Origin of the sequence: Psychrobacter proteolyticus (assembly GCF_039762275.1) — a bacterium.
GTDB classification, from domain to species: domain Bacteria; phylum Pseudomonadota; class Gammaproteobacteria; order Pseudomonadales; family Moraxellaceae; genus Psychrobacter; species Psychrobacter proteolyticus_C.
The window spans coordinates 284,882-304,958 of sequence record NZ_JBDLOB010000003.1 but is presented as its reverse complement, the minus strand read 5'-3'; the positions used below and the strand labels follow the sequence as shown (position 1 = coordinate 304,958).

14 protein-coding genes are annotated in these 20,077 nt (G+C 42.5%); 1 reads left to right on the top strand and 13 read right to left on the bottom strand.

Annotated features, from left to right (window positions below):
* Positions 1-57 precede the first annotated feature (57 nt).
* From ABFV72_RS07115 to epmB, 7 genes are all read right to left on the bottom strand, one after another.
* On the bottom strand, positions 58-2,322 hold the full coding sequence (locus ABFV72_RS07115; RefSeq protein ID WP_347162966.1) for a DUF3488 and transglutaminase-like domain-containing protein: 2,265 nt from the start codon (positions 2,320-2,322) through the stop codon (positions 58-60).
* A complete protein-coding gene (locus ABFV72_RS07110) occupies positions 2,319-3,335 on the bottom strand; it encodes a DUF58 domain-containing protein (protein ID WP_347162965.1) in 1,017 nt (338 codons plus the stop codon). Before ABFV72_RS07110 ends, ABFV72_RS07115 begins: the two co-directional genes overlap by 4 nt.
* Before the next feature lie 253 nt (positions 3,336-3,588).
* Complete coding sequence (locus tag ABFV72_RS07105) at positions 3,589-4,614, bottom strand: AAA family ATPase (RefSeq protein WP_347162964.1); 1,026 nt, start codon at positions 4,612-4,614, stop codon at positions 3,589-3,591.
* A 42-nt stretch (positions 4,615-4,656) separates the two neighbouring features.
* Positions 4,657-5,079, bottom strand: a complete 423-nt coding sequence (locus ABFV72_RS07100; protein ID WP_347162963.1) for a c-type cytochrome — start codon at positions 5,077-5,079, stop codon at positions 4,657-4,659.
* A 99-nt stretch (positions 5,080-5,178) separates the two neighbouring features.
* On the bottom strand, positions 5,179-7,266 hold the full coding sequence (locus tag ABFV72_RS07095; RefSeq protein ID WP_347162962.1) for an EAL domain-containing protein: 2,088 nt from the start codon (positions 7,264-7,266) through the stop codon (positions 5,179-5,181).
* Between the two features lie 322 nt (positions 7,267-7,588).
* Positions 7,589-9,346 (bottom strand): hypothetical protein, encoded by a 1,758-nt coding sequence (locus ABFV72_RS07090; protein WP_347162961.1) that lies wholly within the window; start codon positions 9,344-9,346, stop codon positions 7,589-7,591.
* A 375-nt stretch (positions 9,347-9,721) separates the two neighbouring features.
* Positions 9,722-10,729, bottom strand: a complete 1,008-nt coding sequence (gene epmB / locus ABFV72_RS07085) for an EF-P beta-lysylation protein EpmB (RefSeq protein ID WP_347162960.1) — start codon at positions 10,727-10,729, stop codon at positions 9,722-9,724.
* 160 nt (positions 10,730-10,889) lie between these two features.
* Here epmB and efp point away from each other — a divergent pair, with 160 nt between their 5' ends.
* Positions 10,890-11,462, top strand: a complete 573-nt coding sequence (gene efp / locus ABFV72_RS07080) for an elongation factor P (protein ID WP_057761310.1) — start codon at positions 10,890-10,892, stop codon at positions 11,460-11,462.
* 158 nt (positions 11,463-11,620) lie between these two features.
* Here efp and ABFV72_RS07075 read toward each other — a convergent pair whose 3' ends face one another.
* The 6 genes from ABFV72_RS07075 to gspN form a co-directional block, all read right to left on the bottom strand.
* A complete protein-coding gene (locus tag ABFV72_RS07075) occupies positions 11,621-13,423 on the bottom strand; it encodes a GAF domain-containing hybrid sensor histidine kinase/response regulator (RefSeq protein ID WP_347162959.1) in 1,803 nt (600 codons plus the stop codon).
* A 30-nt stretch (positions 13,424-13,453) separates the two neighbouring features.
* Positions 13,454-14,314 (bottom strand): tRNA threonylcarbamoyladenosine dehydratase, encoded by an 861-nt coding sequence (locus tag ABFV72_RS07070; protein ID WP_347162958.1) that lies wholly within the window; start codon positions 14,312-14,314, stop codon positions 13,454-13,456.
* A 100-nt stretch (positions 14,315-14,414) separates the two neighbouring features.
* Positions 14,415-15,347, bottom strand: coding sequence for a TatD family hydrolase (locus tag ABFV72_RS07065; RefSeq protein ID WP_347163063.1), 933 nt, complete (start codon positions 15,345-15,347; stop codon positions 14,415-14,417).
* A 542-nt stretch (positions 15,348-15,889) separates the two neighbouring features.
* The gene (gspD, locus tag ABFV72_RS07060; protein WP_347162957.1) at positions 15,890-18,133 is read right to left on the bottom strand and encodes a type II secretion system secretin GspD; all 2,244 of its coding nucleotides are present in this window, start codon (positions 18,131-18,133) and stop codon (positions 15,890-15,892) included.
* Between the two features lie 77 nt (positions 18,134-18,210).
* The gene (locus ABFV72_RS07055; RefSeq protein WP_347162956.1) at positions 18,211-19,116 is read right to left on the bottom strand and encodes a type II secretion system protein N; all 906 of its coding nucleotides are present in this window, start codon (positions 19,114-19,116) and stop codon (positions 18,211-18,213) included.
* Complete coding sequence (gene gspN, locus ABFV72_RS07050) at positions 19,117-19,944, bottom strand: type II secretion system protein N (protein WP_347162955.1); 828 nt, start codon at positions 19,942-19,944, stop codon at positions 19,117-19,119.
* Positions 19,945-20,077 lie beyond the last annotated feature (133 nt).

Here is a 20,077-nt window from a genome sequence, read left to right as displayed (position 1 = left end):
GACTTGTCGTCAGCTAAAAATACTTTAGCAACTTAATAACACTGTCATCAAAAACCTTTATAACAATGCGCGTACATCTTTTTTAAGTTGTTTGAGTCGTTCTTGATATTCACTATGACTGCTATCAAATGTACTCAGTCGTCCATAGCGTAACTGACGGTAGTTTTGTCTGATTTCAATAAGCTTTGTCTGAATAACGATTGGGTCGCTACTATCTGTTAGCTGACTCGTAGCAGAGTGAACATTGTTACCCTGACGGCTATCAATAGCCGATGCCAAACGTTCCAGCCAAGCTAGCTGCCCTTCATTATCATTGCGGGCTAATAATTTATCATGCTTGGCAACACGTTTTGAGAGCTGAGCAAGAGGTAAGTCTGCTGGGTGCCAACGTTTGCGGCGGCGATACCAAATGACAAATACTAAGATAGCCATAACGGAAACCGCACTGGTGGCTAACCAGATAATTTGCTGCATGATTGAGCTAATATTGAACCATTTGAGTAATGAGTCTGCCTGTTTGTCTTGGTCATAGCCGACTACGTCTTTTTGCCAGTAGTAGCTCGCTTGGTCTGATAATCGGCGTAGCGTTTGTAGCATTTGATACTGCTGATAGCTGATTTGTGCACTGGCACCATTGCCAAACATAGCCGCCCCTTGCTGCTGGGTCATCGTGTTCATGCCTTGCTCTACTCGCTCAGGCGCCACAAATGCTGTCGGATCCACACGCACCCAGCCTTGGCCCTCAAGCCAAACCTCAGTCCACGCATGCGCATCCATTTGCCGCACTTCCCATACGTTACCATTGCGACTCGGCTCACCACCTTGATAGCCCGCTACTACTCGTGCAGGGATACCAGCAGCGCGTAGCATAAAGGTAAAGCTTGACGAATAATGCTCGCAGAACCCTGCTTTGGTTTCAAATAAAAACTCGTCAATCCGATTGGTATTGAGCCGTGGTGGCGACAACGTATAGCGAAACTCTGTCCGATTGATCCATTGCTCGATAGCCGCTATGTAGCGCACAGGGTCTGAACCTGACTGCTCAAATAACTGCTTAGCAAGCGCGCGTGCTTGTGGATTACCTTCGTTAGGCAAAGCAAGGTTCTCACGTCTTGATACCTCTGTTAGAACTGGATCAATACGCATCTGTGCAAACTGCAACACATCATAGCGAAGCTGCTGCGTAACAGGTTGATCCTTTGATAAGGTAAATTCAGAGGTAGTATTGATATCTGGCTGCTCAGAGAACGGATAATCAAGACCAAATAGCCAGTTTTGCTGAGTGGGTTCTAAGATAACCTTGTAATTGACAGGTGCCGCCCTTGATTCGTCAGGGACAGTAGCAAAGGCATTCTGAATCCATGCAGGTGCTTGCAATCTCGACGACCATTGATCCTTTTGAGAAGCCGGACGCCATGTGACACCATCGAAATCACTAAATACCAAACCGCGCCAATACAACTGCTGTTGCGGTGGGCGCTCATCAGCAAACTCTACCCGAAAAGCTAGCGCAGTTGACTGCCCTAAATTAGCAAAATCACCAGGAGACATACTATCAGAGACACCTGTAGTAGCTTGCTGACCTGAGAGCTGTACTGACCACAGTGGGGGCAGTCTCGGAAAAAACAAAAATAGCACCACCAATAATGGCAATGCACCAACCCCTAACACGCCCAATGTACGCAAGCGTCCATCACCGTTAGCATTGCTATCATCATTAAGCGCAATAAATGCTAGCAATACAATGACTGCGCCAACGATCACTTCTAAAGTAGTTAGTAAACCTTGGTCCATCAAAAATAATGCCGCAAGCACGAACAGTGATAAATTCAGCACCACATAGGCATCGCGGCGCTTATATAGCTCCCATAGCTTACTAACTAGGCATAGCACCAAAAATGCCACACCCATATCAAGCCCAAATGCTGTATTGTAGGTTAGCCATAGACCTAATAGCCCCAGCAGAAAGCCTAGCATTTGTACACTTTGATAAATACGCTTTAGGTGCGATAGTTTTTTGAATTTAGCTTTGATATGAGGCAATTGAGCGACGATACTGACGGCGGCAAATCCTATCAGCCATAATGGTAAATGTGCGGCATGCGGTAACACAACGACGACTTGAGCAATTAATACCCAATAATAAGCTGGCAGTGCAAATAACTTACGATACCATTTAGCGTCATTTCGCTCAGGTTGAAACGAGACTTTTTGACCTAAAGCCAACTGCTCAAAGCTAGCCCTTTTTGTAGCATCGAGCGCAGAATACTCTATGGACAGTGTATTAACATTAGCAGAAGATAAGCGTTTAGAATTGGTCATGGTGCTTTCGCAAGCCTTAGCAAGCATGCTTGCGCAAAGGATTCTCCGTTCCCCATCTCCGTAGTAGCAGGAGTATCACTAGGTAAACGCATTTGAAACGGCACGCCTAGCTGACCTAGCGTCAATGCGCCATAAGCCAATTGTGCAAGTTTGTGCTCGTGATGTGCAGCTGGCATATCTGCATAATCAAGCGTTTGCTCATGACCGACCGGATCAGCGAAGTGCTTGGTTAGCATACCTTGTCCCCGCGCCACATGCCCCCAAGATACTCGGGCCAATGACTCACCCTCGACATAGTTGTCTAGTCGCTCAAAGTCGTCCTGACCCTGCCTATATTGCCCACCTGTTGGTAAACCCTCTAAGCTTGCGATTGCATATTTTGCTTGCCAATCAAATACTTCAGGTTTTGGATATACCCACGCTGTACGCGCAAAGTAGACATAAGACCATGCACGCATGATACCTAAGGGATAAACTGTTTTTATTTTTAACCGCGGTAGTTCAAGTTGACCACGGTTGTAAGTCTGGACAGGAAGTCGAACGACTTGCTCGCCTTGTAATCGTGTGATAAGCACTGAGCTTTGCGTGTTTGTGCCGTTTTTGTTTTTTTTATTGGTTATCTGCTCAAATTCAAATAGCAACTGGCGCCTTGGTTGGCGACTATCACTATTCAACTGTAGTGCAACCCAAACAGGCGAGCCTGCTTCTGTCATAGTGACTTCTAGCAGACGCACTTGTAGACCAGATATATGAGCAAAAGTAACATGAAAACTAATTAGCCAAACACTAACCAGATAAAAGCACAAACCAAGCACTAAGTTGTTGCCATAGTTGATACCCGCGATAAAGGTAATTACTAACAATATGGCGAATAGCATTCCTTCACGACTAAAGAAAATATAGACATTACGCAAATTAAGCGTAGCACTATCACTCTTAGGTGCGCGCGCGGCAAACCAGCGGCTCAGAGCTGATTTTATTGGTGCGGTTAAGGCCTCTGGTAACAAGCTCATGACTACCCTATTATTACCATCTGATTGACAATGTTGCCATCATTTGTATTTATATCTGACTGACAAGCAAACTCACGAATAGAACGATATAGTTGATTCAGGACAATTCGAATACAAGAAGAACGAGTGAAAATACCGTAAATAGTGAACTGAGTGACTTTAATATTTTCTCTAAGTTATATAGATTTAACTATGTGTAGTACTATATTTCAGCGATGCAATTAATCAATACGGTCAAACAGCATATCAGCCGCTAAGCGACGACTGACACTTCTGCTAGGATGCGTTGGGCGATGGTTTTTGTTGCTTGCCCACCAGTCACATGCGCGGGTACGAAACGCTGACCGAGGCGATGATCAGTGACCGCAGCAAACACCGCTTGGATATCTTCAGGGGTCACTTCCATATATCCTGATACATAGGCATGCGCTTGGGCAGCACGTTGTAGTGACAATACACCGCGAGGTGATAAACCATGATAATCCTGACTCGCACGAGTTTTTGCAACCAGTCTCTGCAAATAATCCAATACAGTATCTGCTACATAAACTTGTCTGACACCATGCTGAGCCAGCAGCACAGCCTCAGTATCAAGCACTGTATTCAAATCTTTGAGTAGCTCGCGACGGTCTTTACCTTTTAGCAGCTCACGCTCTGCGGCAGGCGATGGATAACCCAATGACAAACATAACAAGAATCTGTCTAACTGCGACTCTGGGAGCGGATAGACACCTGCTTGCTGCAATGGATTTTGAGTGGCAATCACAAAGAACGGCTGCGGCAAAGGATAAGTCTGGCCATCTTGCGTGACTTGTCGCTCTTCCATCGCTTCAAGTAACGCACTCTGTGTTTTGGGACTGGAACGGTTGATTTCATCAGCAAGTAATAACTGAGTAAAGATAGGTCCCGGACGAAACTCAAATTGCTGTTTACTTTGGTCGTAGATGCTCATACCTAAAATATCAGCAGGCAACATATCGTTGGTAAATTGCACTCGGCTGAAGCTCAAACCTAACAACTGTGCCAAGCCCTGTGCCAAAGTCGTCTTACCCATACCAGGCAAGTCCTGCAATAACAAATGACCGCCTGCCAAGATACAACTGAGTGCTAGCCTGACTGCTTGCGGCTTGTCCAACACAATCTGATTTAATTGCGCTAACAGCTGTGCGATTTGCTGCTGATTGCGTTGAAAATCAGCCGTACTAGGTATGGACTGGCTAAACGGTTTCGCTATTTTGTGAGAGGTGGATAATGATCTATCGTTAGCTGCATGGGTCATAGTAGGTTATTGGCTCATTTTTTAGGTCATAACGATGATAAGTCAGTTCACATCATCTGTAACGGTTGGTGCAGCGGCACGGAGCGTAGATAAATAAGCAATGATATCGGCACGCTCTTTCGCATCTGGCATCGGGTCAGACAGCATTTTAGAATCTGGCATGGCTTTTTGGGCATCTGCAATATATGGATCGAGTGTCTCTGCATCCCATACCCAACCTGAATCTTCTAGCCCTTTGCTGTAGGTATAGTCTTTTAACTCGGCAGCTGGCGCACCATATATATTCATTAATTGTGGGCCTTTTTTATTCAGACCTGCATTACGTTGATGACATTGACCGCAAGCATCTTTATAGATTATTGAGCCGTTGTCCGCATCTCCCTCGGTATATAAGGGCAGGGTCACAGGAGCACGGTGGTCAGGTGGCGTTTTCTCACAAGCTGCGAGCAACAAAACAGCAGCCAAAAGGCTGCTCATTTGATATCTACTGATAAGGAACATTTTTAGCAATCTTTGGTTGAGGAATATTATCGCCATGACATAAACGATATGACGTATAGCCTTTTAACTCGCTACCTTTATTGTGCTACTAGGCTCTTCTAAATAATACCCTTGCAAATAGCGCGCGCCCACACTCCAAGCGACCGACATCGTTGCTGCATCTTCGATATAAGGCATGAGCACATCAACCTTGATATCATTAGTACGCGCAATAAGAGATTTAACCGTTTCTAGATTTTCTGCTGAACCAATATCTTGGATATAACTGCGCGCTAAGCGTACCATATCAGGCTGGACAAAATTGGCAATTTCAATAGATTTGACAGAAGAGCCAAAATTATTGATGCCTATTTGACAGCTAACATCGCTGAGTGCGGAAAATTGAGATTTGGCGACGGTTAAGTGATCAGAGATATCTATTTCATTGAACTGTAGTGTCAATACACCAGCTGCGCCGCCTACCGCTTTTATCAATTGACTGGCGACAATCGGCAGTTTTTTATCAACCAGTGAAGCATTAGTTAATTGTACTAATAACTTAGCCTCAGGATGAACTTTACGGACGTCATTAATTTTCTTACAGGCATTGATAAGCACCCATCGATCAATCTTTTCTAACAGTTGATGTTTTTTAGCCACCGCCATAAATTGATCGGGGGTTAATACCGTATTGTCAGCATCTGACAAAGGTAACCGTAGATAAACTTCAAAGAAGTCGCTACGATCGTTGTTGATGTCGTATATCGGCTGAAATGATAGATCAAAACGGTTATTAGTAATGGCATCCACTAATGACTCAGCAAGCGCATGATCATCGCTATTGGCATGTTCGCTTGGGTCATATATACGGTAAGACCCACCACTGTTAGAAGTCTCTACCATGATTTGGCTAATAGCATCCATGGCACGTTCTAATATGATGACAGGCTCTACAGGATTTTTTTCAATCTTGACAACAGCCATACTAACTGTTGTATTGGTTGTACGTTTATCAACTTCAATAAACATACCCTTGATTGACGAACCGATATGCGCAGCAAGTTCTTCAAGATCATTCGTCGTCTTGTTTTTTACTAAAATCGTGAATGCGGTATCGCTGAAACGGCTTACATGCCCATCAGGTACTAGCTCAGTCAACGTATGGGCAACTTGCTTGACCGTTGCATCTATTCCTTGTAGACCTAAGCTACTTCTGATCTTACCTACATTATCAACCTGCACATACAGCAGGGCTGCGGTTATTAGTCCTTGCGTCGCCTGCTGATGTATTGCTATCATCTGATCTTCAAAACCGCGACGATTATCTAGGCCAGTTAAATTATCTTTACGTTCAGCTTCAGCTAAACGCTTAGCAACCTCTGCACTATTATTACTATTCTGCTGAATAATAATCTGAATGACTGGCTCGCCCTCTAACGTGGCTGATGCTAGTTGTAGCTTTGCTTCAAAAGTACTGCCATCTGTCCGTACACTTTCAAAATTAAACTCAACGTCTTGGCGACTGCCTTTGTCAAACTGACGTAAAAACTGTTTAAACCCTTGAACATTATCTCTACCTGAAATCAGGTCAATAATAGGCACGCCTACCACTTCATTCATCGATTTAAAGCCGAATAGCTGAAGATAGGGCTCATTAGCAAATATATGAATACCCTCGTCTATATAAGCGACCGCGCTCTTAGAGTTCTTAATCAACACATTGGCACGTTGTTCTGCTTCAGAAAGCACTTGACGTAAGGTTTTTAGCTCACGGCGACTGCGCAAACTATTATGTTGCAAACAAATGGCCATTACGACTGGCATTTCCTGATCCATTTCAAGCGCTTTGACCATCGTGCCACTAATCACAGTCGGTAGCTCATACTCATTGTAGGCCGTCGACGCTATCTCTTCATTCGTTAAACAGATCATTGGCAGATCGATATTTTGCTCTTGTACGAGGCTCACCACATCTGTAAAGCTCATATTATAAGCTTTGCCAAATACCAGTACATCCCACGGTTGGCGCAGAAGTTTTAATAGCTCTTCTTTATCGTCCAAAAACCCCAAATTCACACTATCATAATAAGGACTCAATAACTGAACAAGACGTTCAGCATAGAGCTGATCGTCATTGATCACCAATAAATTTAAAAGAGATTGAGAGCGCATAAGGAGCCTTTTAGTCGTACGTATTGTTATCTATTATTTTGTTACTTTACATCTTTGTCTAAAACTAACCTAGCACACAAAAGACGCTAGCGTTAATATTCTATAAATCCCATCAGTATAGATTGAGTTTTCACCATGATAATTATCTTATTGTTATAGATATCATAAAAGTCAGAGTAACAATATTTATCATTATAGACAATAATTAGACCAACTGCAGATTAACTTATGCCCTTTGTCGACTACTATATTACTGACAGAAGTCTGTATAAATTCTTCGTTATGGCCTGAAATACTTGTCACACCTAAGTACCTCTAAGCGCTATAACTGCACCACCTCGTATTGACTAAACTTATCAGTCATCATCAGCCTACGTCCTAATCGTAAAGAAGTTTGTTTATTACCAATACGCATGACGACTCTATCATCAGCTTGAAAGTACGAAGGTGGTACGATTAGTGTGCCAGTCGTCTGTAGCTGTTCATCCTTACCGAGAATAAATGCTGGTATAAAATTATGACTTCGCGTTTTACTGCCTTCCAAACGTAATCCACATGCCACAATTTTATGCCCGAGTATTTGCCATTCCACTTCTGGATTTTTAGTGTCGACATTGAACCAGCGTACTACCCCTATTGACCAATTAGGTTGTTCTGTACTTTCAGAGCCATAGACTAAAATCAAACTCATGATGTGTAAAGGCTGCGGTGCTGTTAGAGAAACGTCAGAGTCAGTTTGTTCTACGTTAAACCCTTCTTTATTGAGAATGTTTTTGTTGGCAACATTCTTACTGAGATCAGCAGCTTTTGGCAATAAATGCAGTGTACGATATGCTGAAGAACTGTCATGGTCGTCAAATTTTTCAATATTTATGACATTACTGCGGCCACGCTCGCTGTCAAATGTATCGTATAAAGGCCTATCTTCTTCTCGTAAATGTTTGATAGCGATCAAATTGGCAAAAGTTTTTGAATGACCTACATGGTAGTGTATATCATTAAAATTGGTGATTAACTTTGCCTGCTGCTTGCTAGTATATTTGGTTGGTAAGGTAAGTGGTGGCTGCAAATAGCGGTAGCTGATGGTCATCGAAATAGCATTAAGCAGACTATATTCTACTGTACCACCTTCCTCGATAAAGTCTTTTTTACGTGACTCAAAATACTCAACTATCGGTGTCAGTTCTATAAATAGACAGTCATGACGATCTTCATAGGGGTTGATATGAGAGTTGACTGTTAGATAGCTTGGCGGATTACTACTATGAAGATCAACGAAAACTTTTGTCTCGGTGGCAGGCTCCATTGTCGCGACCATGTGTTTAGCCCAATCAGGCAATAGACGCTGTACGAGTAAGATATTCGGGCGCCTCATAGCACGCAAATTTAACAAGTGATGCAAACAGATTTGGCAATATAGCTGATGGATACTGTGTGTTTGATTCGTGACGGTATGTAGGTTCAAATCAATATCAGTCACTTTTCTCTGATGAGCCAGATAATATAACTGATTGACTTTAGACCACAGGTAATCTGATGGCTTTCGATAGCAAAGTGTTTCTTCTGCTAATAGTTTTTGGTATCTTAATAGTGATTGATAAATCGCAATAGCAAGCGTGCTATCAGGTTTAGTCTCAGCACCAAAAAAACGCTGCCAACCTTTACCAGAAGATTGGTTTAAGGAGGCTTCAGACAACTGCGTCTCACGACGTATGACTTTGTCGTAAACCATGATAATTAAATAATGTAGCGATTGCATTTGAGCGATATAAGACATCTGATCCTGACTAAGCGCGCCTGTCTCATAGATATAGTGCTGCCTAAAAGCTGCAATCAGTCGGTCTGAGGCATCAATGACTGTTACCATTAATTTAAGACGCTGTTGTTCATCCATATTGGATTCACGTAATACTGTCAGTAGACTCTCTAAATGTTCTGTTTGCTGCTCTTGGGTGAGCGTAGGTAGTGTTGCCAACATCTTTAACAAGTAACGCTCTTGACCATTTACTGAGCGATTAGATAGCGGAGGTAGTGGATCTGTAGAATCTAAATGCTCTTGAAACATTGATAAAGTTATCATCAGTATCTTTACTCTCTATTAGTCACTCTGAAGCAATCAGTAATATGCAGCAGTACAAATACATGTATGGCATAAAAAATGTTTGTTAAGCTCGACTATAGAAAAGTGATGATATCTATTTATTGTGAGCCTGAAACTAGCAGTACGCTCTGACAATACCTACATACTGTCAAAATCTTACATCTAAAATTGTATACTTTTAAGTTAGCTTACATACAGACAGCCTATATTCTGTTCCAATCATATATCTATTTATACTTATACAAAAGTATAAATCCTATATTTTAGTTTTTAGTTTTGAAAGATACTATCCGCATCTTTTTTAAAAGCCGCTCTTTGTTTACTAATTATCTTAAATTGACATAGTGCCCTACATTAGCTATTGCTGTAAATATCAATCGGCACTTTAAAGGGTTTATTCGGTAACTCTCTGACCAACTTAGGGACAAGATAACCTGGCAATGATGCTAACAATGACCAATAAAGCTCAATCGCTGCTTGCTCACTACTATCAAAATGTGCCGCGCCAGCCACTTTGTCCAACACATGTAAATAGTATGGTAGCACGCCACAAGTAAACAAACGCTGACTAAGCTGCACTTGCGCGTCAAGAGTATCGTTGACACCTTTTAACAACACGGCTTGGTTTAATAGAGTAATCCCAGCTGCTCTCGCACGTTGCAAGTATTCAGTAGTTGGTGCATCTAGCTCATTGGCATGATTACAGTGAATGACCATGACAATATGACAGCGACTTTGAGATAGCCTTTCTAGCAATGCAGCGTCCAAGCGTGCGGGTATCACCAATGGCAAACGCGTATGCAGCCGAATGGTAGTAATCTGCGGAAGAGACTCCAAAGTATCTAACCATAAAAACAAACGTCTATTGGTCACATTTAGTGGGTCACCACCACTCAGAATTACCTCATTTACCTCAGAATTTGCATTAATATAGTTGATAATATTTTCTTTTGCATCAGCAGTCGGCATATTGGCACTATAGTCAAAATGCTGGCGAAAGCAGTAACGGCAGTGAATAGCACACGCGCCTGTAATCGTTAATAACACTCTTGATTGATACTTATGGAGCAAACCTTTTACAGGGTTTTGAGTGTTTTCGCTCAGCGGATCTGCTACGTAGCCTGTGACGTTAATCTGCTCTTGCTGATCTGGCAACACTTGTTTAAGCAGGGGATCATTACGGTCGCCAATAGCCATTTTTGCCACAAAGCCACGCGGCACACGCAGTTCAAAATGCTTAGGTACGTAAACTTCTGCACGCATTGATTCAAGCTTTAGGATACTCAATAGATCATCAACAGATGTAATAGCTTCCGATAATTGCGTTTGCCAGTTTTTTTGTGTGATTAAATGGTTTATCATGACAGCCTATTACCTGTGCCCAAAATCCGATATTATACGCCCTTAGTGTCTAGCCTATCAAAGTATCCTCGTTAATCCGTAAATACTTGGCATAACAGAAAATTTTGGTACAGTCAGCCCTATGTCTTACTATTATATTTACAACCCCTAGGAGTTTCTTGTGGCAAGTTTTTCTACTAATGAATTTAAAGCTGGTCTAAAAGTGATGCTTGATGGCAACCCTTGTGCCATTCTTGAAAACGAGTTTGTCAAACCTGGTAAAGGTCAAGCCTTTAACCGTGTTAAGTTGCGCAATCTTCGTAGTGGTAAAGTACTGGAACAAACTTTCAAATCAGGTGACAGCTTAGAAGCTGCTGATGTGATGGATACTGAAATGAACTATCTATACAACGATGGCGAGTTTTGGCACTTTATGCATCCTGAGAGCTTTGAGCAGATTCAAGCGGACAAAAACGCAATGAGTGACTCAATCAAGTGGTTAAAAGAAAACAGCAATGCTCTATGTACCATTACGTTATTTAATGGCGCTCCTCTGTCAGTCACGCCGCCTAACTTCGTTGAGTTAGAAATCACAGAAACAGATCCTGGCGTACGCGGCGATACTTCAGGCGGTGGTGGCAAACCTGCTAAATTAGAGACAGGTGCCGTTGTACGTGTACCATTATTTGTGCAACAAGGTGAAGTGGTACGTGTTGATACGCGTACTGGCGACTACCAAACTCGCGTGAACTAATATCGCTCCGAACATGATTGGTAGTTGATATCTACTGATATCTCTATCATCAATAAAAAAGCTTAACCACCATATAGGCGGTTAAGCTTTTTTTATATTTATCGATCATAGTTACATTAAGATGCTAATCAAAGGCACTAATACTAATATTTAGCAAATCACTCTTCTTCCAATGATTGCTTTTGTATCAGCCAATACTGCACTAAGGCATTCAACTGCTCTTGCTTAAAAGGTTTGGTGCAATAATCCTGCATGCCAACTTTTAGATATTTCTCCCGCTCGCCGTCCATTGCATTGGCAGTCAGGGCAATAATAGGCGGCAACGCTTGAGGATCATATAGTTCATGCAATTTAATAGTTGCCTGTACTCCATCCATAATCGGCATATGATGATCCATCAATATCACATCATAACGATCAGGGAATAAAGCAAAAGCCTCAATTGCTTGCTGGCCATCCGTAACATGGGTGACGGTATGACCACTGCTGGTTAGTGATTTCTTGGCTATAATCGCATTGACAGCATCATCCTCGACTAACAAGATATGGCCAGACCGCTCATGCGTAGGTTCAATCATAGTCGTATCGTGAGAGTCTTGCCATGTTTCATACTTGTTTTCATCAATAGTAGTCAGCGGTAATAAAACACTAAATGTCGTACCAACCCCTACTTCACTATTTACATGTATATGACCACCCATCAAATCGACTAAGGACTTACAAACAGACAGTCCAAGTCCAGTACCACCGTAAATACGATGAGTAAACTTATTTGCTTGGTCATAAGCATCAAATATCGCCTCTAACGACTCTTCTTTAATACCAACACCCGTATCTTTCACTTCTATACACAAAGTCATATTTTGACCAGTTTTATCGCATTCTATTTTGTTTGCTTCTTTTTCTTGACTCGTACTCACGAATTTTTCGTCAATGTTATTTGGACAGTAGCAATTGTCCATATGTTTAACATCGATACTTACTTGACCACCTTCACGTGTAAACTTGATCGCGTTATTGACCAAGTTTGCAATAATCTGCTTTAGACGCACAGGGTCGCCGTTTACATAAGGTGATAGCGTTTCAGTATAATGATAATCTAAGGTTACGCCTCTTTGACGTGCCTTAATCGCAAACAAACTGACGACCTCATTACATAAGCTAGATAAATTCAATGGAATAGAATCAATCGTCATTTTTCCAGACTCAACCTTCGATAAGTCCAAAATACCATTAATGATAACCATCAAATGCTCATTAGAGACTTTGATATTATCAACATAGTCACGTTGTTCGCTACTGAGTTCGGTATCGCCTAACATCTCTACCATACCGATAATGCCATTCATCGGTGTACGAATCTCATGACTCATATTAGCCAAAAAGCTTGATTTCATCTCATTAGCACGCTTAGCATCACGTTGTTTATCTTGTAGTTTCAACGCATCTGCAGCCATCATTGCAAACTGCGCCAATATCTTTTCTTGTTGACTACTAAAACTCTGATGTGGCTCAGTATCCATGAGACATAAGGTGCCTAGACGATACCTTTTGTTGTCTTCATTCAGGATAATAGGTGCACCAACATAAAATCGTAAATATGGAGAACCTGTGACCATTGGACTTTGGCTAAAACGACTATCCTTAAAGGTGTCTAACACGATTAATACATCATCAGACAATATTGTATAATTACAAAAAGCCGTGTTACGTGGCCCTTTGCTTACAGCCTCATCTTCACTATCGAATTGACAGGCTGGCTTTAAATATTGGGTTTCCTCATCCATGAAAGTAATGGTAACCACAGGCACATCAAAAAACAGCTTTACGAGTTCAACGAGCCGATCAAACGCAGGCTCCTCATCTTCATTGAGTACCTGATACTTTCTTAGCTTATTGATACGCTCTATTTCATCTACCGCGACAGGGTAGCTCTGCTGAGGTGAGTTAGATATAGACAAGGTAAACTCCGTTAAATAATATCAGACACATTAGTTACGACTCGTCTGTCTTATTAATAATTGTAATGCTTCACTCACCATAATCATCGCCACCACTGACGTAACGACCACTGCTGAGCCATAACCACCGCACTGTAGGCCGCCTATTTGACAGCTTTTATCTACAATTGGCGGCTCTGTCGAATAGACACATTTGATACCAAATTTCTCTTTTAAAGCACTGTTAATGCCTTTCTCGTGGCGTAACTTGTTGCGTAGCTTTGCTAGTAGTGGGTCTTGATAACAGTCACGCAAATCACTTACTCTAATCTGACTTGGATCTATCTTACCACCTGCACCGCCCGCACAGACCAACTTTAGTTTATTAAAACGACAGTGTAAAGCGATTGCTAGTTTCGCATTCATATCGTCTACACAATCTAAAATAACAATCGGTCTACCCTGAGCAGTAGCGGACTTGACTGCTTCACGACTTGGTAGAAGTGTGGCGACATTATCTACCGTCAAAAAGTCATCGACTAAATTTAACGTTACTGTAGGATTAATTTCTCTAATACGAGTTGCCATTGCTTCAATTTTACTTTGTCCAAACGTACTGTCTAGTGCAGGCAGTTGGCGATTGACATTAGACGCAACCAATACATCCAAATCAATCAGCGTAATCGTTCCCACCGCTGTCCGAGCCAGTGCCTCGGCTGCCCAAGAGCCCACCCCTCCTACACCAATAATGTAGACATGAGCTGCCGAAAAAGTATCAACCGCAGAGGTACCATATAGTGTCCGTGTACCTTGAAAACGACGATCGTACTGCTCATCTTGTTGGCGCGATTCGTCTTGTGCAAGACTGTCTTCGACGGATTCTGGTTGTTCAAATTGTCGCGTGTTACTCATAACAGATCAAATTCTCTTTTCAAATATTTTGGTTGTCATTTATTTGGCTAGTACTTTTTAGCTTCTAATTACCGCTATGCTTTTTTTATAAGTAGCACAGTTAAGTTGGATAAGCCCAGTCTACTTTCAGAGCATCACAGCTATTTTGCCATAACTGCTTAGCAAGTTTATCATGTGGTATTTCTAATAGCTCACTCAAGCTTGCTAATACCCATGGCAGATTGGCTGGTATATTTCTATCATGTGAATGGGTGTCATCCGATGTCTGACACATAGTAGGTGTCATATCTGGACAATCCGTTTCAATGACCAAGCATTTGATACCATGACTCTCAACTGCTACTTGAATAGCACGGCGCAGTTTTTTGGCATTCGGATTGGTTATCTGACCCGTAACACCAAGCTTAAACCCCAATTTTACAAAAGCCTTCGCCTCTTGTTCGCCACCGCTAAAGCTGTGGGCAATACCGCCTAATTTATGCGCATCGTATTTATGCGCTTTTAATATTGCGAGTGCTTCAGCATGCGCTTTACGAATATGTAGCATCACTGGCAGATTGTGAGCCACTGCTATATCCAACTGCGCCGCAAAGAACCTTTTTTGTTTAGCAAATACATCAGGCTGCTTCATTGCATCGGTAAAGGTATCTAATCCAATCTCACCAATGGCTAATGGACGTTGCTCTATCACCATTTGTTCAAGTTGTATTACATGATCGTCAGTATGCTGCTTAATATAAAATGGGTGTAAGCCAAGTGCGATATGGGCTGTAACATTGCATTTATCTTGGTTGTTTGCCTTTGTCACAGACGACTGCGACATTTTATTAATGAAATCTTGAGTATCATACATTCGATCAAAATACTGATATAGATAACCTACTAGCACTAAGTGACGAATACCTTGACTATAAGCCTGCTCTACCTGTTGTCTGCGATCATTGTCGAACACTGGAGCATCAAAATGTGTATGCGTATCTATAAGAGGATAGACATTTTTTAAAACTTCTCTAGCGTTTGTTCTCTCAGCCATGGTCGCTGATTTGTTGCCACACATCAATAAACTCCAAAACTGACTTTTCAGAACATAGAATTGAGTAATAAACACTAAGCAATTTTTACTATATAAGCAATTTTATATAAAAATACTTATATAGACGCATTATTGAGCTTCTATTTTTTAATTACTAGCTTCTATTTACTAGCTACATTTTCATGAGCATCGTCAAGATCACTACACTCAGATACGGTATCATGGTTATTTACTGTCTTCGTATTGTCCTTTCGACTACTGCGTCTAGGGATGAGCAATAGCGCAGTTGCAGCCACACTTAGTAAAAGCCATTTTTTTGTATTCTTATAATCTGTCATCTTAGTTTCTGATTTACTATAGTGAAAAACATGATACGTAACTCATTATTTTATTAGTAACCAATATACCCAAATATAAAAGCGGCTATGTTTATCTGTGTTATGAATACGCAAGCTAATGTACGATGCAACTATTATCTATCACATCGTAAATTAATTTATGTTAGTTAAATCATATTAACCGTTATATATAGAGCTAATATTTTAACGATTAAGAGGATAGGTCGTGATACCGCTATTAGGACTATCTACTCTCGTAAAACCTTGCGAAGTAGATTTTGGCGCTTGATCACGTTTAGGGATAAGGGGATTTAGCGGCATGAGCTCGTAATCTGCACTGACGTTACCATTCCAACCTTCAGTGCCGCTCAGTGGTAATTGCTTGATCGTACCATTTTTATCAATGACCAGCTGCAACACTCGCATTTGATTAAATTTTCGTTCAGTCACACTCGCTACCGCGCCGCCATCACGTAAGATAGTCGGCTGTAAAAAAATAATCAAATTGCTCTTTTGGGTGCTATCGTTATCAGAACGAAAGAGTCTACCGATAACAGGAACATTACCCAGCCCAGGAACTTTCTGTTGACGTGTAGTGGTGTTATCACGCATCAGTCCACCCAAGGCAATCGTCTGCTGATCATCCGCTAGAATGGTCGTATTAATAAGGCTTTTATTGGTAATTAGTCCACTGGCATTACCTGTACTGCCTGGTACGACTGACGAGACTTCTTGCGATACCTCTAAACGTACTGTGCCATTGTCGCCAATGTGAGGAATGACATTCAGATTAATACCAATGTCTTGACGATCAATTGTCTGAAATGGGTTGTTTGAATTATTGCCACTGGTGGTAAAAGAGCCTGTGACGAAAGGTACGTTTTGACCAACCAAGATACTAGCTTTTTCATTATCCAATGTCAAAATCGATGGCATGGACAGCAAGTTGGCGCTGGTAGATGAGTCAAGCGCCTGTAAAATAGCACCATAAAACTCTGTATTGCCCTGACTGTCTTTGCGACTGTCTCCAATGCCTATCAATGCACCTGCGATAGAGCTGGCAGCAGCGCTAATACCTGCCGTACTCGTCCCTGCTAAAGCGGCCGCCGCAAGCGTCGTCGCGCTGGCTCCCACATTATTAAAGTTGACCACTCCATAGCCACTATTGGCATTACCTAATGCCCATTGAACGCCTAGCTGGGTGGCATCGTCGCCTGACACTTCAACAATAGCTGCTTGAATCAATACTTGTGCACGGCGACTGTCTAATTGGTTGACCGCATCTTCAATCTCGAACATTAGCTCAGGTGCGGCATTGACGATAACGGCATTTTGAGTTTCATCAGCGATAATACTAAACGGACGACCGCCCACTCCTGTGCTTGTGCCACTTGTGCTGCTAGTCGACACAGCAGCTGCACTGCTACCTAGGTTATCGCTGGCTGCATTATTAATTGCGGCGCCTGTGCTACTTGCATCATTTAGCGAAGCTGATTCTAATGTCGAGGTCGCGCCAGCACTATTGATAGATTGATTAGCGAGCAAACCGCGTAACATATCGGCGATATGACCAGCACTAGCATACTTTAATCGAAAGACACGTAAACCACTTAAACGTCTGGTCGGCGTAGTATCCAGTTGATTGACCATTTCTTGGACTTTAGCAATCATTTCAGGACTGCCTTTGACCAGTAGTCTATCGCTCGACGTATCAGCAATTACCTTTAGCTGATTGTTGCCACCTTGTGCTTGCCCACTACCCGCACTTGAGACTAAAGCGCTAATCAATTCCATCATACGTTCGGCATCGACGTGACGCAGTGGTATCACTTGCAAACTGTCATTTACATTACTGTCTAAATCACGGATAAGGGCCGTCAGTTGATTAAGGCTGTCTGCTCGATCGGACAAAACCAGCGCATTGACACCAGGTACAGCGGCTGCGTGAGCCGACTGCGGCATCAATGGGCGAATAACACCTAATACTTCTGCAGCTTGGGTGTTGGTCAAATAAATAACTCGAGTGGCGAGCGACTCGCCAACACTATCACCGCGTAAATCAACCGCCACACCAGATTGCTTAGCAATATTATCTGGCACCAGTTTTGTCGTCGTTCCCGATTCAATCGCAGCGATACCATTCACTTGCATCACGCTCAGAAATAGCTGATAGATCTCATCACGGGACAGGGCTTTGTTGGAGATGACCGTGACATTACCATTGATACGTGGATCGAGCACAAAGTTTTGATCCGTGATGGTCGCGACCTCATTGATAAAGGCTTTGATATCAGCATCTTGTAAATTGACTTTCCAGCTCTCAGCATTGGCAAGACCAACACCAGCAGCCCACAATGGCACTGCTAGACAAAGTGGACGACACAGGCGCATCAAACCCTGCAGGCTACAGTACAAAGGCGTGGCTGAAAAATTCTGAAAACTTACCATATTGATGATTACCTACAGTGATATTGCTTACTATGTGCTGAGTTTTTAAGGAGTAATTTTGCTAAAAACCTACCTTGCTAGAACTGCTGGCGAATCGTAATAACTTGCTCACCACGTTGAACCTCTATCTGCGCTTCACCTGCTTGTTGTACTTGCTGAAGTACACTAGCATCTTGCACAGGGTTATTACCTACACTCTGTCCGTTGACGGTCAGTACCTTATCGCCTGGCTCTAACCCTAAACGATTACGTAGGCCAGCAGGCATCGCCGCTGTGACTTGGTAGCTTTCACCTGATGCCATCACCCCCATCCTACTTAGATAACTGGCGGGGTTTTCTTGCAAAGCCGTAACCGCTTCTTCGATAGCTGACTGTGGATTACTTGAAGTGTCTGCGCCAGTTGTCCCCTCTGCCTCAGGAACAGCGTTTTGTACTGGCTGGGGCGCTGTAGGTAACATGCTATTGTTTGGCAAACGCTGGTTACTTATTCCTCTTGCTAGCATATCACTTTGGTCTAATGGCATCGCCTCTGGCATTTTAATAACGGTTTCTTTATCGTTAGCATCAGCGATGATAACTGAATTCCAGTCAACAGCCACGAGCGTATAATCGCTGTCTTTTAGCTCATCACCGATGCGGTAATTTTTGACCTCCCCATTGACATTCAATAAGGCGGAAGACATGCTCTCAGGTATGGCTAGTAGTACGCCTTTGAGCTCAATGTTGGGAGGTGGTTGCACGGCTGCAGTAATAGGATCGGGATCAGCAAAGATTGCAAACAAGCCACTATAATCATTGGTGGATTTGGCACTATTTTGTAGAGGCGCTAAAGGCAATGTAGGCGCTAAAGGTGCTGCTAGTAATAACCATAAGAGACGGGCGGCTGTCCAACATAGCCAAGCAATGGCTAACAATAATAGCCAACCTGAAAAACGATTGAGAGTATTGATAACAGGTTTTAGGCTTGCGGCGATATTAAGCATTTAGTTCGCCCCCAAACCAGCTAGCAATGGCTGGCGCACACTGACAACTGGCGTATCTTGAGGGGCTTGTCCTTTATACTCAGGCATATTCTCTAGCAAACGCTGCGTTAAACTAACATCGAGCATATTATCGCTATCGAGATACAGATCTCCCAAACGCTTATCTTGATTGTTTAATAAATTGATATGGAGCAAATCTCTATTGCTTTTTTGCTCTGTACTAAGCTCAGCTCTTAGAGCAGGCATTGTAATATAAAAAACTTTGCCACCACTAGGATAGCCTACCTCGCCGCCAACCCAAGTAAATTGACCATCCGCTGCACTAAATCCGCCCGCGTCTTTAGCAGGATCGCTACTAGATGCGTCATTTTTATCAGACTGGCGCGTTAGCGATACATTGTTTACTTGAATAGGGGTATTTGGCAGCTGCCAGTTGACTACGCTCGCTAGCGTCTCAGGTGCAATTTTCCCACTCATGTTGTCAACTTGCCATGAGTTTAACCCAAGTTTAACTTGCCCATTCAGACGTGTCTGTGCTGAGTGGATATTAACATCCGCACCTAGCTTACCTATGAGTAACTGCCAAGGCTGCAATGACCATTCTGCCATACCTGTGAGCGACGACGATGACATAGGCAATTGCCAAATGGCAGCACCTTGCCATACATTGCCAGATACATGCTGCACATAAGGCGTATCTGGCGCGTATTTCTCAAGTAACCATGCTGCTGGCATTTGCAACACAGCAAATAGCGCAAACAACACAAACCCCACTAGCCACCAGAGCTTACGGGGACGTTTATGAGAAAACTCAGATACTTGGGCCACAGTCGTACAACTCTTATATAAGACAAAAACGTCATTATCATAACAAACAATGGCATATAGATGACAGAAAAAAAGCCAGTATCTTTACTGCCAAAATACTGGCAGTAAAGATACTGGCTTTTATTTTCTCGAA